12 protein-coding genes are annotated in these 14,954 nt (G+C 72.4%); 4 read left to right on the forward strand and 8 right to left on the reverse strand.

The window, feature by feature from the left end; genetic code table 11:
- Positions 1–3: 3 nt before the first annotated feature.
- On the forward strand, positions 4–3,627 hold the full coding sequence (cobN, locus tag ACZ592_RS17255) for a cobaltochelatase subunit CobN (RefSeq protein ID WP_471582370.1): 3,624 nt from the start codon (positions 4–6) through the stop codon (positions 3,625–3,627).
- Positions 3,628–3,655: 28 nt separating this feature from the next.
- Here cobN and ACZ592_RS17260 read toward each other — a convergent pair whose 3' ends face one another.
- Positions 3,656–4,921: an amidohydrolase gene (locus ACZ592_RS17260; RefSeq protein ID WP_471582371.1), complete on the reverse strand. Its 1,266-nt coding sequence runs from the start codon at positions 4,919–4,921 to the stop codon at positions 3,656–3,658.
- 157 nt (positions 4,922–5,078) lie between these two features.
- Here ACZ592_RS17260 and ACZ592_RS17265 point away from each other — a divergent pair, with 157 nt between their 5' ends.
- Both ACZ592_RS17265 and ACZ592_RS17270 read left to right on the forward strand, forming a co-directional pair.
- Positions 5,079–5,693 (forward strand): histidine phosphatase family protein, encoded by a 615-nt coding sequence (locus ACZ592_RS17265; protein WP_471582372.1) that lies wholly within the window; start codon positions 5,079–5,081, stop codon positions 5,691–5,693.
- 34 nt (positions 5,694–5,727) lie between these two features.
- Positions 5,728–5,919 (forward strand): hypothetical protein, encoded by a 192-nt coding sequence (locus ACZ592_RS17270; protein WP_471582477.1) that lies wholly within the window; start codon positions 5,728–5,730, stop codon positions 5,917–5,919.
- Here ACZ592_RS17270 and ACZ592_RS17275 read toward each other — a convergent pair.
- Positions 5,883–6,794, reverse strand: coding sequence for an ANTAR domain-containing protein (locus tag ACZ592_RS17275; RefSeq protein ID WP_471582373.1), 912 nt, complete (start codon positions 6,792–6,794; stop codon positions 5,883–5,885). The genes ACZ592_RS17270 and ACZ592_RS17275 overlap by 37 nt on opposite strands.
- Positions 6,795–6,980: 186 nt before the next feature.
- The gene (locus ACZ592_RS17280; protein WP_471582374.1) at positions 6,981–7,580 is read right to left on the reverse strand and encodes a TetR/AcrR family transcriptional regulator; all 600 of its coding nucleotides are present in this window, start codon (positions 7,578–7,580) and stop codon (positions 6,981–6,983) included.
- A 283-nt stretch (positions 7,581–7,863) separates the two neighbouring features.
- On the opposite strand from ACZ592_RS17280, the gene ACZ592_RS17285 reads away from it, so the two are divergent.
- Positions 7,864–9,066 (forward strand): agmatine deiminase family protein, encoded by a 1,203-nt coding sequence (locus tag ACZ592_RS17285; protein WP_471582375.1) that lies wholly within the window; start codon positions 7,864–7,866, stop codon positions 9,064–9,066.
- Here the strand turns inward: ACZ592_RS17285 and ACZ592_RS17290 are convergent.
- The 5 genes from ACZ592_RS17290 to ACZ592_RS17310 form a co-directional block, all read right to left on the reverse strand.
- Positions 9,030–9,857: a heparin lyase I family protein gene (locus ACZ592_RS17290; RefSeq protein ID WP_471582376.1), complete on the reverse strand. Its 828-nt coding sequence runs from the start codon at positions 9,855–9,857 to the stop codon at positions 9,030–9,032. The genes ACZ592_RS17285 and ACZ592_RS17290 overlap by 37 nt on opposite strands.
- A gap of 62 nt (positions 9,858–9,919) precedes the next feature.
- A complete protein-coding gene (locus ACZ592_RS17295; protein ID WP_471582377.1) occupies positions 9,920–11,962 on the reverse strand; it encodes a hypothetical protein in 2,043 nt (680 codons plus the stop codon).
- A gap of 105 nt (positions 11,963–12,067) precedes the next feature.
- Positions 12,068–13,081 carry a hydroxyacid dehydrogenase gene (locus tag ACZ592_RS17300; protein ID WP_471582378.1) on the reverse strand — a complete coding sequence of 338 codons (1,014 nt, stop codon included), beginning with the start codon at positions 13,079–13,081 and terminating at the stop codon, positions 12,068–12,070.
- Positions 13,082–13,105: 24 nt separating this feature from the next.
- Entirely contained in the window at positions 13,106–14,056 is a 951-nt protein-coding gene (locus ACZ592_RS17305) for a carbohydrate ABC transporter permease (RefSeq protein WP_471582379.1), read from the reverse strand.
- Positions 14,053–14,949, reverse strand: a complete 897-nt coding sequence (locus ACZ592_RS17310) for a carbohydrate ABC transporter permease (RefSeq protein ID WP_471582380.1) — start codon at positions 14,947–14,949, stop codon at positions 14,053–14,055. The genes ACZ592_RS17305 and ACZ592_RS17310 overlap by 4 nt, the downstream gene beginning before the upstream one ends.
- Positions 14,950–14,954 lie beyond the last annotated feature (5 nt).

Consider the following 14,954-nt stretch of genomic DNA (forward strand, 5'->3'; position numbering starts at 1 on the left):
CGCATGCTTCTGCTGTTGTCGACCTCCGACACCGACCTGCTCAGCGCCCGCGCGGCGGGAGGCCCGGTCGACTACCGGTTCGCCAACCCCTCGCGCCTCGACCTCACCGGGCTGCCCGCCCTGCTCGACGGCGTCGACCTCGTCGTCGTCCGCCTCCTCGGCGGCGTCCGCGCCTGGCAGGACGGCCTGGACCAGCTCATCGCCACCGGCCTGCCGGTCGTCGTGCTCACCGGTGAACAGGCGCCCGACGCCCAGCTGATGGCCTCCTCCACCGTGCCGGTCGGCATCGCCGCCGAGGCGCACGCCTACCTCGCGCACGGCGGCCCCGCGAACCTGGAGCAGCTGGCCCGCTTCCTCTGCGACACCGTGCTGCTCACCGGGCACGGTTTCGAGCCGCCGGCGCCCGCACCCTCCTGGGGCCCGCTGGAGCGCACCGCGCGCGAGGTCGAGGGCCCGACGGTGGCCGTGCTCTACTACCGCGCCCACCACATGAGCGGCAACACCGCGTTCGTGGACGCGCTCTGCGGTGCGATCGAGGACGCGGGCGCGCGGCCCCTCCCGCTCTACGTGGCGTCGCTGCGCGCCCCCGAGCCCGAGCTGATCGACGCGCTGCGCGCCGCCGACACCATCGTGACGACGGTCCTCGCGGCCGGTGGCACCAAGCCCGCCGAGGCCTCCGCGGGCGGCGACGACGAGTCGTGGGACGCGGGCGCCCTGACCGGCCTCGACGTGCCGATCCTCCAGGCGCTCTGCCTGACCGGGTCCCGCGCGGCCTGGGAGGAGAACGACGAGGGCGTCTCGCCGCTGGACGCCGCGAGCCAGATCGCGGTGCCGGAGTTCGACGGCCGCCTCATCACGGTCCCCTTCTCCTTCAAGGAGATCGACGAGGACGGCCTGCCCGCGTACGTGGCCGACGCCGAGCGGGCGGCCCGCGTCGCCGGCATCGCCGTGCGCCACGCCCGCCTGAAGCACATCCCGGCCGCCGACAAGCGCCTGGCCCTGGTGCTGTCCGCGTACCCGACGAAGCACTCCCGCATCGGCAACGCGGTGGGGCTCGACACCCCCGCCTCCGCCGTCGAGCTGCTGCGCAGGTTGCGCGCCGAGGGGTACGACTTCGGCCCCGAGGCCGACATCCCCGGCCTGGTCTCCGGCGACGGCGACGAGCTGATCCGCGCGCTCATCGACGCGGGCGGCCACGACCAGGAGTGGCTCACCGAGGAGCAGCTCGCCGCCAACCCGGTGCGCATACCCGCCGCCGACTACAAGCGGTGGTACGCCACGCTCCCCGCGGAGCTGCGCGCGTCCGTCGAGGGCCACTGGGGCCCGCCGCCCGGCGAGATGTTCCTGGACCGCAGCCGGGTGGGCCGGGGCGGCGACCCGGAGGGCGACATCGTGCTCGCCGCCCTGCGCCGCGGGAACCTGCTGGTCCTCATCCAGCCGCCGCGCGGCTTCGGCGAGAACCCCATCGCGATCTACCACGACCCCGACCTGCCGCCCTCGCACCACTACTTGGCGGCCTACCGCTGGATCGCGGCGCCCGCGGCCGACGGCGGCTTCGGCGCCGACGCGATGGTCCACCTCGGCAAGCACGGCAACCTGGAGTGGCTGCCCGGCAAGAACGCCGGCCTCTCCGCGGCCTGCGGCCCCGACGCGGCGCTCGGCGACCTGCCGCTGATCTACCCCTTCCTGGTCAACGACCCGGGCGAGGGCACGCAGGCCAAGCGCCGCGTGCACGCCACGCTCATCGACCACCTGGTGCCGCCGATGGCGCGCGCCGACTCCTACGGCGACATCGCGCGCCTGGAGCAGCTCCTCGACGAGTACGCGCAGATCAGCTCCATGGACCCGGCGAAGCTGCCCGCGATCCGCGCGCAGATCTGGACGCTCATCCAGGCCGCGAAGCTCGACCACGACCTGGGCCTGGAGGACCGTCCCGACGACGACGGCTTCGACGACTTCCTGCTGCACGTCGACGGCTGGCTCTGCGAGATCAAGGACATGCAGATCCGCGACGGTCTGCACGTGCTGGGCAAGGCGCCGGCGGGCGGCGACCGCGTCAACCTGGTCCTCGCGATCCTGCGGGCCCGCCAGATCTGGGGCGGCACGACGGCCCTGCCCGGCCTGCGGGAGGCGCTCGGTCTGGACGAGTCCGCCGCCACGCGGGCCGGCGCCGACGAGGCGGAGGACAGGGCCCGCGCGCTGGTGCAGGCGATGGACGACGCGGGCTGGGACCCGGCGGCGGTGGCTTCGGTGGCCGCGGGCCAGGGCGAACAGGTCGCCGCCGTCCTGGAGTTCGCGGCTCATGAGGTCGTCCCGCGCCTGGCGGCCACCACTGCCGAGCTCGATCACGCGGTGCACGCCCTGAACGGCGGCTTCGTCCCCGCCGGCCCCTCGGGCTCCCCGCTGCGCGGCCTGGTCAACGTCCTGCCGACCGGCCGCAACTTCTACTCGGTCGACCCCAAGGCCGTCCCCTCCCGCCTCGCGTGGGAGACGGGCCAGGCCCTGGCCGACTCCCTCGTCGAGCGCTACAAGTCGGACAACGGCGGCTACCCCACCTCCGTGGGCCTGTCCCTGTGGGGCACGAGCGCGATGCGCACCGCGGGCGACGACGTCGCCGAGGCCATGGCGCTGCTCGGCGTCCGCCCCGTCTGGGACGACGCCTCGCGCCGGGTCACGGGCCTGGAGGCCGTCCCGTACGAGGAGTTGGGCCGTCCCCGCATCGACGTGACGCTGCGCATCTCGGGCTTCTTCCGCGACGCGTTCCCGCACACGATCGGCCTGCTCGACGACGCGGTGCGGCTCGCCGCGTCGCTGGAGGAGCCCGCCGAGCACAACTACGTCCGCGCCCACGCGCAGGCCGACCTCGCCGAGCACGGCGACGAGCGGCGGGCCACCACCCGCATCTTCGGTTCGCGCCCGGGCACGTACGGCGCGGGCCTGCTCCAGCTCATCGACTCCCGCGACTGGCGCACGGACGCGGACCTCGCCGAGGTGTACACGGTGTGGGGCGGCTACGCGTACGGCCGCGGCCTCGAGGGCCGCCCGGCCCGCGCCGAGATGGAGACGGCGTACAAGCGCATCGCGGTGGCGGCCAAGAACACGGACACCCGTGAGCACGACATCGCCGACTCCGACGACTACTTCCAGTACCACGGCGGCATGGTGGCGACCGTGCGCGCGCTGCGGGGCACGGCCCCTCAGGCGTACATCGGCGACTCGACCCGCCCCGAGACGGTCCGCACGCGCACGCTGGTGGAGGAGACGAGCCGCGTCTTCCGCGCCCGCGTCGTCAACCCCAAGTGGATCGAGGCGATGCGCCGCCACGGCTACAAGGGCGCCTTCGAACTCGCCGCCACCGTGGACTACTTGTTCGGGTACGACGCCACGACGGGCGTCGTCGCCGACTGGATGTACGACAAGCTCACGGAGACGTACGTCCTGGACCCGGCCAACCGGCAGTTCCTCCAGGAGAACAACCCCTGGGCCCTGCACGGCATCGCGGAGCGCCTCCTGGAGGCGGAGTCGCGCGGCATGTGGGCGAAGCCGGACCCGGCGGTCCTGGAGGCCCTGAAGCAGGCCTACCTGGAGACCGAGGGCAATCTGGAGGACGGGGGCGACGAGGGCTGAGCCCCCGTCGCCGCCCGGCGGCCGGCCGTCATCGCGACGGCCGGCCGTCCAGCCAGGCCAGCGCGGCCGTCGTCAGCGCGGTGACCCCGGTGCTGAGGGTCGGCTCGACGAGCGGCGCGAAGAACGGCGAGTGGTTCGAGGGGATGTCCCGCTCGAAGGTGCCCGCCTGCCGGGCCGCGGCGACCTTCGCCGGGTCGGCGCCCCCGAACAGCCAGTAGCAGAGCGGGATGTCGCGGTCCGCGGAGGTCGCGAAGTGCCCGACGTCCTCGCTGCCGGTCACCGGCCCCGGGTCGAAGACCCGGTCGGGCCCGATGACGCCCCCGATCGCGGCCATCGTCCGCTCGACGGCGTCGGCGTCGTTCTCCAGGACGGGGAACGAGTCGATCTCCGTGATCTCCGGTTCCTTCTCCGCGCCCGCGGTGACCGCCTCGCCCCTGACGATCCGCTCGACGGCCGCGAGGACCCGCGTGCGGACCTCGGGCGTGTACGTGCGGATGTTGAGCTGCAGCTCGGCCTCGTCGGGAATGATGTTGTCCTTCGTGCCCGCCCGCAGCGAGCCGACGGTGACGACGGCCGTCTCGGTGCCCGCGATCTCCCGGGACGCCACGGTCTGCAGCCGCATCACGGTCGACGCGGCCATCACCACGGGGTCGATCGACGCCTCGGGCCGCGAGCCGTGCGCCCCCTTGCCGAACATGCGCACGCGCAGCGCGTCGGTCGCCGCGAAGGCGGGCCCGGGGTGCGCGCCGATCGTCCCCGCGGGGAACGGCGCGACGTGCTGGCCGAGGACGACGTCCGGGGTGCCGAACCGTGCGTAGAACCCGTCGTCGACCATGGCCTGCGCGCCCTTGGCGATCTCCTCAGCGGGCTGGAAGACGCCGACGATCCGGCCCGACCAGTCGGCGCGGGAGTCCGCGAGCAGCTTCAGCGCGCCGAGCAGACAGGTGACGTGCATGTCGTGGCCACAGGCGTGCATGACCCCCTCGGTGCGGGAGGCGTACGGAAGTCCGGTGCCCTCGGTGACGGGCAGCGCGTCGAAGTCGGCGCGCAGGAGCACGGTCGGCCCCGCGCCGTTCTCCAGCACGGCCACGACGCCGGTCCTGCCGACTCCGCTCGTGACCTCGTACCCGTAGGAGGCGGCGCGGCGGGCGACCTCGGCGGCGGTGCGGTGCTCCTCGAAGGACAGCTCGGGGTGGGCGTGCAGGTCGCGATAGAGGCCGGCGAGCTCACCCTTGATCGCGTCGAGCCCCTCCAGGGCCCTGGGCTTCGCTCCGGCGTTTCCCGCGGCGGCCATGTCGCACTCCTCGTCTCTCGCGTCCCGCCACTGTACGTACGCGGCACGGGCGACAGCGCGCCGGCGGAACCGGGGCGGGCGCGACGGCGTCCCTGGACACTGCCACGCCGGGCGCACGCCACCGGCTCGTATGCGTAACGGAGAGGGCCCCACCGCCATGACAGGATCCGCGACCGCGCCCGCCACCGCCGAACGGCATCTCTACGTCACCCGGCACGGCGAGGCGACGCCCGACGAGAGCGGCTTGTCGCAGGCGGGCCGCCGCCAGGCCGCGCTCCTCGGCGAGCGGCTGCGGACCGTTCCCCTCGCGGCGATCCACCACGGCCCGCTCCCCCGGGCCGAGCAGACCGCCCGACTGATCGCCGGGCAGCTCGACGACGTCCCCCTGCGCCCCTCGGCGGCCGCGGGCGACTACGTCCCGTACATCCCGGCGAGGGAGGAACTGCCTCCGGAGACGGCGGACATGACGCTGCGGCGCCTGGCGGAGTTCCCCGAGGAGGAGCGCGGTCCCGGCCCCGCCCTCGCCCGCGAGGCGGTCACCCGCTTCACGGGCCCCGTCCCCGGCGACGAACCGCGCCACGAGCTCCTCGTCACGCACAACTTCCTGATCGCCTGGCTGATCCGGGCGGCACTGGACGCCCCGCCGTCGCGCTGGCTCGGCCTGTACCACTTCAACGCGGCCCTGACCCTCATCCGCTACGCGCCCGGCCGCCCGGCGACGCTCGTGTTCTACAACGACATGAGTCACCTGAAAGACGACCCATTCGTATGATCGCCTTCGTGTGATCGTCGGTGACCTCCCGACCGTGCCGGGGCTGCCCCAGGGTGAGCGATCCGTGCTCGAGAACTCGCACGACAACGCCCCCACGGCCGGCCTGGTCAACACCGGCCAGATCGACGACCCGCTGCGGGACGTCCTGGAGCACACCCTCGACTGCGGCGACGGCCCCGGGGCCGTCCGTCAGGAGTCGCGCGTCGCGCTCCGGGCACTGTGGTGAAGGTATTCCAGCGCGTCGAGGACCACGGTGTCGCCGTACCACTGCAGCCACGGGCCGACCGTCTCCTGGACCCGGGCCAGCGCGCCGAGCTGTGTCTGCGCGAGGCCCTTGAGCGGACGGGCGTGGTGGCTGGAGATCACGCACCGCACCAGGCCGTCGGGGCCGCTCATCGGCACGCTGTGGCAGGCCCGGCTGCCGCTCGCCAGGATCACCTGGCGGGTCTCGTCGTCGAAGACGTCCGCGACGGCGACGTCGCGCACGGTGACCTGCAGGGAAGCGTCGGCAGCCCGGGAGCAGGACGTACCGCCCTCGACGAAGGCGAAGTAGTCCGTGAACGCCTGGGGGTGGTTCACGTGTCTCTCCATGCGCAGCGTCCCGGCCTCCGCCAGCTGGGCGTTGCCCGCGTCGCCCCCGGTGATCTCCCGCACGCGGTCCAGTGCGACACCGAGGACCTGCGCCTGGTTCTTCGCGTCGAGCGTGCCGGCGCGCAGCCCCGACAGCGAGGGCGGAGGTGTGCGCTTGCGCCCGGGGAACCACTGTGCGGCGCCCGGTTCGGGGGCGGCCGTCGTCGTCAGGGCCGCGGCGATCTGGTGCAGCTTGATGTTGGAGCGCTGCGAGGCGACCCGCATCACCTCGAACGCCTCGTCCGCGTCCGCGAGGCCGTAGCGGCCCACGAGCACGCCCTGGGCCAGGGCGACCCGGGTGCGGGCCCGCACCTGCTTCTCCAGACCCGAGACCCGCTCGCGCAGGGTCCGGGCCTCCACCCGCAGTCCTTCCTCCGTCGACCACACGCCGTCCACGGGGGACTCGGCGGTGCCCGTCTCCCCGACGGGGGCCACGACGCCGGGCGTTGCCGGGATCTGGTTGTCACTCACGGGCGGCCTCCACCTCTCGGGATCCGGGCACACGGGGATACGTGGGCCCTGCGGTGCTCTCCTCCGTGAGCACATCCCAGACCGTATCCAAGGCGCCGCCCTCGGTCACCCCGCCCCTGTCACGGTCGGTGGACCGGGCCCTGTCACCGATGGGGCCGTGCAGCCTCGCGGCGACTGATCAAATTTTCAGTCGATGGCCTGGCGCTGCTTCTCCCGCAGCAGCGCCAGCTCGGCGTCGATGGCGCCGCGCATCAGGTCACGCGCGTGATCGATCTGGAGGCCGCCGCTCAGCCAGCGCATGCTGAGCCCTTCGAGCAGCGAGGTGAGCCGCTCACCGGCCGCGGCGAGAGCGGGCGCCGGGGCCGTCGGCCGCACCTGGCCGAGCAGGGCCGCCACCTCCTGCACCCACACCAGGGTCGCCCTGGCGAGGTCCTCCCGCAGCACTTCGTCGAAGACGGCGCTCGCCCGCAGCTCGCCCCAGGCGGAGCTGTTCTCCCTGACCACCGGGGTGTCCTGCAGCTCCAGGAGAAGGGTCTCCGCGAGCTCCTCGCGCGGCGGCAGCGGCACGGCGTCCGTCACGCCGCCCGCGGTGTAGCGCTCGGCGCGGTCGCTGATGAACTCCAGCGTGTGGCGCAGGATCCCGGTGCGGTCCTTGAAGTGGTAGTAGATCAGCCCGGTCGAGACGCCGGCCTCGGCGGCGAGCTCCTCGACGCGCAGGCCACGGACTCCGCGACGGGCGATGAGCCGTGCGGCCGCTTCGAGGATCCGAGTAGTGCGAGGCGCCATGGAGCCGAACCCTACCGGGCGCGCCGTGCCCCGGTGATCTCGGGCGACAGGCCGCCGGAGGACACCCGGGCCCTGTGAGACGGGGACGGCGCACCGGCGACGCGCCCCTCCGTCCGCGGCCTCCGTCCGCGGCCAGTGACCGTTCGCTCGGCCCACTCGGCCCACTCGGCCCACGCGACAGCTTTGACTGAATTTTCAGTCCGTGTCAGAGTCGGAGCCGCTCGCCGGGCGGCCCACCGAGCCGACGGATAGCTTGATCCCCTCACGATGATCGGAGTTCACCGTGTCGTTCGCCCTCCCCTCCCGCCGTTCGGCCCTCCGCGCCTTCGCCGGCCTCGGCACCGTGGTGCTCGGCGCCTGCGCCTGCGGCCCCGGCGACGACCTCGCGGGTGCCGCGAGCACCGCGGGCGACGAGGACACGGCCGCCGGCGGGCTGCGCATGGGAGCGGAGTGGGAGAGCCACGCGCGCACCTTCATGTCGTGGCCCGCGCTGGAGTCGGTGTGGCACGAGGACCTCCGTGACGTGCGCGAGGACATCGCCGGCATCGCCCGCGCGATCGCGGAGTACGAGTACGTCGTGATGATGGCCAGGCCCGACCAGCAGAAGGCCGCCCAGAAGGCGTGCGGGCGCGACGTCGAGGTCATCCCGCTGGCCGTCGACGACCTGTGGGCCCGCGACACCGTGCCCGTGTTCGTGGAGGACGACGGCAAGGTCGTCGGTGTCGACTTCAACTTCAACGGCTGGGGCAACAAGCAGGAGCACCCCCACGACGGCAAGGTCGGCCGCACCCTCCTCGCCGAGTACGACATCCCCCGCGCGAAGGCGCCGCTGGTCGCCGAGGGCGGGTCCTTCGAGACCGACGGCGAGGGCACGCTGCTCATCACCGAGAGCTCGATCGTCAACGACAACCGCAACCGCGGAAAGAGCCGGGACACCATCGAGGCCGAGCTCAAGGAGACCCTGGGCATCAGGAAGGTCATCTGGCTGGCGGGCGTGCGCGGCCAGGACATCACCGACGCCCATGTGGACAGTCTCGTACGGTTCACCGCGCCCGGTGTGGTGCTCCTGGACCGCGCACACCCCGACACGCCCGCCGACTCCTGGTCGCGCGCGGCCGACCAGGCGCATGACGTGCTGAGCGGGGCGAAGGACGCCGAGGGCCGGTCCTTCGAGATCATCGACCTGCCGCAGCCCGATCTGTACGAGATCACCGGCGAGGGTGACGACTTCGTGTCGACGTACGCCAACTTCTACGTCGCCAACGACTCGGTCTTCCTGCCCGAGTTCGGCGACAGGAAGGCCGACCAGCGCGCGAAGGGCATCCTGCGGGAACATTTCCCCCAGCGCGACATCGTGCAGATCCCGATCGACACCATCGCCTCCGGCGGCGGGGGCATCCACTGCTCCACCCACGACCAGCCCGGCAAGCCGGCCGACCAGGGACAGTCTCAGGAGAGATCTGTGACGCGGATGTCGTCGTGGTAGACGAAGCGCGTCGGGACGTCTCCGTTCTCGATCGACTCGTCGGGCCGGTAGAGACCCCACTTGATGTAACCGAAGTCGGTCGGGTTCTCCGGGTGGAAGGTCTGCACGTGGTCGTACGTCGTGCGCAGGGTGAAGTCCGATTCGCCCGGCATCCGGGTGGAGACCTTGTAGTAGCCGGTCTTGTCGTCCGTCCAGCTCACGTCGACGCGGAAGGTCATCCACTGGCCGATGTGCGGCTTGAAGTCCTCGACCACGGTGGACTGCAGGCCGAGGACCGGCGACCGGAACGCGATGCCGTTCCGCTTGGTCATCAGGTAGAACGACGGCTTGTTGCCGCCGGCGTGCTTGCCCTGGAAGATGATGTCGCCGGTGTCCGAGTCGCCCGGCTCGTACGTCTTCCAGTCCTTCAGCAGGACGCTGAACTCGTACCGGTGCTCGTCGCCCACGTGGATCTTCCCGCCGGGCACGTCGTTGGTGGCGCTCTCGCTGCGCGGGGCCCCGTCGGACTCGTAGCCGGGATCGCCGAGCGTCACCTTGTGGGCGATCGCGTGGTCGTCCCCGGAGTCGACCACGTACGACGCGTCCTTGGCCTCGGCGTGGCTCGTGGTCAGCCCCGCGATGCCCGAATTCTTGCTGCCGTCCTTGTAGTTGACGTCCAGCAGGGTCGAGGAGCCGCGCGCCCTGCCGGGCGCGGCGGGGTCCGACGTGTCCTGACCGGCCTCGGCGGTGGCCAGGAAAGCGACCGTCAAGGTCCCCGCCAGCGCCGCGGCTCCGGCCACCCGCGTGCGCATCCTGTTCTTCTTCGACCGCGTGTGCGTCCGCCGCGTCGTGTTCCGCATGCTGTTCCCCATTCTCAGCTCACCTGCCTGTCGTCGACGCGGACGAGGTGGTGGCCGCGCATCGTGTAGAGCCGACCGCGGTCGTCGGCGTTGACGTGTGGACCGCTGTACCAGGCGCCGTTGATCTCGGGCACGACGGTGGTGACGGCGAAGGTCCTCGGGTCGAAGCGGAAGAGGGTGGTGTCCGAGACGCCGTAGACCACCCCCCGGCTGGTGACCAGGGCCGAGAAGCCGGGACAGATGCCGTGCAGGTCGGCGGTGTGCACCAGCTCGCGGGCCCGCAGGCCGACGACGAAGAAGCCGCCCTTGAGGGTGAGCCCGTACAGGTGCCCGCCGCGGACGGCCAGCGCGGCCACGCCGGTGGGCAGCGGCAGATCCAGGCGCCACCGCTCGCGTCCCACGACGGGGTCGAAGGCGACGAGCGTGCCGCGCGGCCCCTCCTTGTAGGGGTTGTCGCCGCCGAGGTAGGCGATGCCGGCCCGGGTGGCGACCGCCCGGACGAGCTGGCGGTCGTCGATGGGGTTGGCGTGGGCCCTGGACCGGCCGGTGGCGGGTGAGTACGTCCACAGGGCGCCGCCGCCCTCGGTGTCGGACTGCACGCCGGTGAGCAGCAGCTGGTTGACCGGGTCGTAGCAGAGGTCGAGCGGCCGGTTCTGCTCGCTCGGGAAGTCCGCGGCCTGGTGCGGCGGCCTGCCCCGTGCGGGGTCGTACGTCCAGATGCCCTGCGCGTTGTACTGGCCGGTGTAGAGCACTCCGTGCAGTACGCCGGCGTCCTTCGCCTCGCCGGGCGCCCGGAGGTTGACGACCTTCCCGGTGCGCAGGTCGTGGCGGGCGATGGCGCCGTTGCCGCCGAGGTAGGCGTAGCGGCGGTCGGCCGCGATTCCCATGCCGAGCTGTGGGGCCAGGGGCGCTCCCGCGGCGGCGAGTTCGGTGACGACGCAGGTGCGGGCGGCCACGTCCAGTGCGGCGACGAAGCCGTACGCGGAGACGACGGCCAGAGTGCCGTCGGCGTGGTCCACGCCCCAGATCTCGCCGAGGTCGGGTGCGTCGGAATCGACGGGGGCGATCTCCTTCGTCCTCGTCGAATAGCGGAACAGGCCGGTGTCGCCCGCGAAGTAGATCCCCTCGCCGTCCGAGGTGAAGTTCTTGACCGTCGTGCCGTCGGTGGCGACCACCGTGCGGTCACCGCCGGAGGAGAGGCCGGCCAGGTCGAGCACGGCCAGCTTCGCGGGCTCGGTCGACCCCGAGGTGCCGATCACCAACCGGCCGTCGATCACGGCGAGTTCCCGGATGCTGGGATCCTTGGCGAGCTCCGCCGGCGTGACGTCGGTGAACGTACGCGCCGACAGGTCGTAGGCGTAGAGCGACGCCCTGCCCGCGCCGCCCCCGCCGGACAGGACGCTGCCCGCTCCGACGAAGACGGTGGTGTCCGTCGCGGTGACGGCCCTGGCGAGGGTGGCCTTCGGGTCGGGGACGCCGAGGCTCGTGACCTTGCCGTCGGCCGGGGCGTACCGCCACAGGGCGGGGGCCTTGCCCGGTATCCCGCCCACGGCGTACACGGTGCCGTCCGGGGCGACCGTGAGGTCGCGGACGTCCCGGTCGCCGGTCTTGCCCAGGGCGACGGCCGGCTCGTCGGGGGCGGTCAGGTCCCACCGGAAGAGGTTGGCCTTGTCGTCGCCGGACTTGGACAGGACGCCCGCGTACAGGTACCTGCCGGTCGGGTCGGCGGCGAGCGCCTGGACGGACTGCCCGGAGGACAGCACGGTCTCGGAGACGACCTTGCGGGTCGGCAGGTGGAACCCGATGACCTTGGTGGGGGCCAGGTTGCGGGATCCGATGTAGACGGTGTCGCCGACCTGGAGTCCGCTCATGAGCGAGAACTGGACGAGGCCGGGGCCGAGGTCGGTGATGCGGACGCGGGGCCGGTCCTGGTCTGCCTGGGCGGACGCGTGTGCGGGGGCGGGCGCGGCGAGCAGCGGTGCCGCCGCGGCCGTGAGCGCGATTCCGCCGCCCGCCAGCAGCACGCTGCGCCTGCTCGTCGGCTGGGGTGGTCGCATGTGAACTCCTTCGGTTTGCGGTGCGTTGGCGTGAGGGGGCACCCGGAGGGGCTGGCGGGCCGCGCGGAAGCGCGGGGCATCGCGGGATCGGCACGGGGCCGCCCGTCAGGCGGAGGTCGCGAGGGCGGCGCGGTGCACGGCGTGGGCGAACGGTCTGCCCTCGCAGTAGCGCACGACCTCGTCCACGGCGCCGGCGGAGATGCGCCGGAGCTCCCCGCCGAGCGAGCCCGCGATGTGGGGGGTGAGCAGGACGTTCGGCAGGGAGTAGAGCGGTGAGGTGGCCGGCAGGATCTCCGGTTCGGTGACGTCGATGACCGCGTGGAGGCGCCCGGTGACGGCTTCGGCGGTGAGCGCGGCGGTGTCGACGAGGGAGCCACGGGCCGTGTTGACGAGCGTGGCGCCGTCCCGCATCGACGCCAGCCTGCGCGCGTCGATGAGGTGGTCGGTCTCCGGCAGGGCCGGGGCGTGCAGCGAGACGACGTCGGATCCCGCGACGAGTTCGTCGAGGCCGACGTGGCGGGCGCCGAGCGCCGCGGCCTGTCCCGCGTCGACATGGGGGTCGGCGAGCAGCAGGTCCAGGTCGTGGGGCCGCAGCAGTTCGAGCACCTTGCGGCCGACGAGCGAGGCGCCGACGACGCCGACGGTCCTGCGGTAGTTGCCGAAGCCGGGGAAGCGGCGTGCCCAGTCGGACACGGCCCGGTGGTCGCGGTAGAGGCCGCCGATCTCCAGGACCCGCTTGTTGGCGAAGAGGACCGCGGCGACGGTGTACTCGGCGACGGGCACGGCGTTGGCCGCCGCCGCCGAGGAGACCACGATCCCGCGGTCCCAACAGGCCTGCGTCACATGGTGCTTGACGCTTCCTGCGGCGTGCACGACCGCCTTCAGCGCGGGCGCCCGCGACAGGACGTCCCCGTCGATGACCGGGCACCCCCAGGAGGTGATCAGGACCTCCACGTCGCGCAGGGCCGGTTCGCCGTCGAAGTCCTCGGCCACGTGGTCCGGGTCGAGGTCGGCGTACGCCGTCAGACGCCGTGTCTCACAGGGCGGGAACAGCGCGTCCCGGTGCCGGCGGCCCATGGCGAACAGGGCGCGGGGGCGGGAGGCTGCGTGCGCGGGCATACGGGGATTCCTCACGGTGGTGGCCTACTTGACGGCGCCGGCGGTCATGCCGGACTTCCAGAAGCGCTGCAGCATCAGGAAGACGATGATCAGCGGGACGACGGAGACCAGCGAGCCGACGACGGCCAGCAGGTAGTCCTCGGGGTGGCCCTGGGAGAGCGCGGAGGAGTACCAGACGTACAGCCCCAGGTTGACCGGGTAGAGGTCCTTGTCGGAGAGCATGACCAGGGGCAGGAAGAAGCTGTTCCAGATCTGCGTGAACTGGAAGAGGAAGATGGTCACGAAGCCGGGTGCGAGCATCGGCAGCGCGATGCGGCAGAAGGCCCTGAACTCCCCCGCGCCGTCCATCCGCGCCGCTTCGAGCACCTCGTCCGGCACGTAGGCGGCGCTGAAGACGCGCGCCAGATACACGCCGAACGGGAAGACGAGGCCGGGGACGAACACGCTCCAGAACGTGTTCACCACGCCGACCTCGGCGGCGAGCAGGTACAGCGGGATCGCGAGGGCCGTGCCGGGGACCATCACGCCGAGCAGTACCAGCGAGAACAGTCGCTCCTTGCCGGGGAAGGTCAGCTTGTCGAACGCGTAGCCCGCGGCGACGCTGAACAGCGAGGCCAGCAGGGCGCCGACACCGGCGTACTCCACCGTGTTGAGCACCCAGCGCAGGTAGCCGCCGCCGTCGGCGTCGAAGAGCCGGCGCAGGTTCTCGCCGAGGTGGATCCCGCCGCCGAGGGCGAACCCGTTCGTGCCGAACAGGTCCTCGCGGCTCTTGGTGGACGACAGGAGCAGCCAGGTCAGGGGCAGCAGGGTGTAGAGCGTGGCGAGCGCCAGCAGCGCGGTGACCCCGGCCTTGGACAGCAGGACCGACGGCGGCTTGGCGGAGCGCCGCCGCTTGCGGGCGCGCGGGGCGGGGTCGGTCGCGGGCGGGTCCTTGGGCGCGCGGGCGCGGGATTCGAGGGTGGAGGACTTGGTCACGGCTTGCTCCCGCGGCGTGAGAGACGGGTGACGCCGAACGAGAGGACGGCGGCGAACAGGGCGATGAGCAGCGAAGCGGCTGCCGCCAGGCCGAAGTCGTTGTTCTGGAAGGCGGCCGTCTGGACGTACATGTTGGGGGTCCAGCTGCTGCCGATCGCGCTGGAGGCGTTGTAGATGACCTTCGGCTCGGTGAAGAGCTGGATCGACCCGATGACGGTGAAGAGGACGGAGAGCGCCACGGCGGGGCGGATCATCGGCACTTTGACGGACAGCGCCGTCCGCAGGGCGCCCGCGCCGTCGACCTTCGCCGCGTCCAGCGTCTCGCGGGGCACGGCCTGCAGGGCGGCGTAGAAGATGACCATGTTGTAGCCCATCCACTCCCAGACGGCGATGTTGGCCGCGGAGAAGACGGCGTTGCCGGCCGACAGGAAGCTGACGTGGATGCCGGCGGAGCCCAGCAGGTCGATCACCGGGCTCAGGCCCGGTGTGTAGAGGTAGACCCAGATCAGCGCGGCGATCAGCCCCGGCACCGCGTGCGGCAGGAACAGCGCCAGCTGGAAGAAGGACCGGGCCTTGGCCAGGCCCGTGTCGAGCAGCAGGGCGAGGGCCAGCGCGCCGCCGATCATCACGGGGATGTAGACGGCGCAGTACGCGAGGACGACGAGGAAGCCGCCAAGGAACTCCGGATCGCTCAGCGCCCGCGCGTAGTTGTCCAGGCCGGTGAAGACGTCCTCGGTGCCGCCGAAGCCGAGGCCCGAGGTGCGGGTGGTGAAGAGGCTCAGCCACCCCGCGTACACCAGCGGGGCGAGGGTGACGGCCGTGAACAGAACGAAGAAGGGTGACAGGAGCAGCGCGGCTGTCCTGCGCTGTCCACGGGTGGAGGGGGTGGCCATACCGG

The sequence above is a fragment of the Streptomyces sp. NPDC040622 genome (assembly GCF_055593965.1).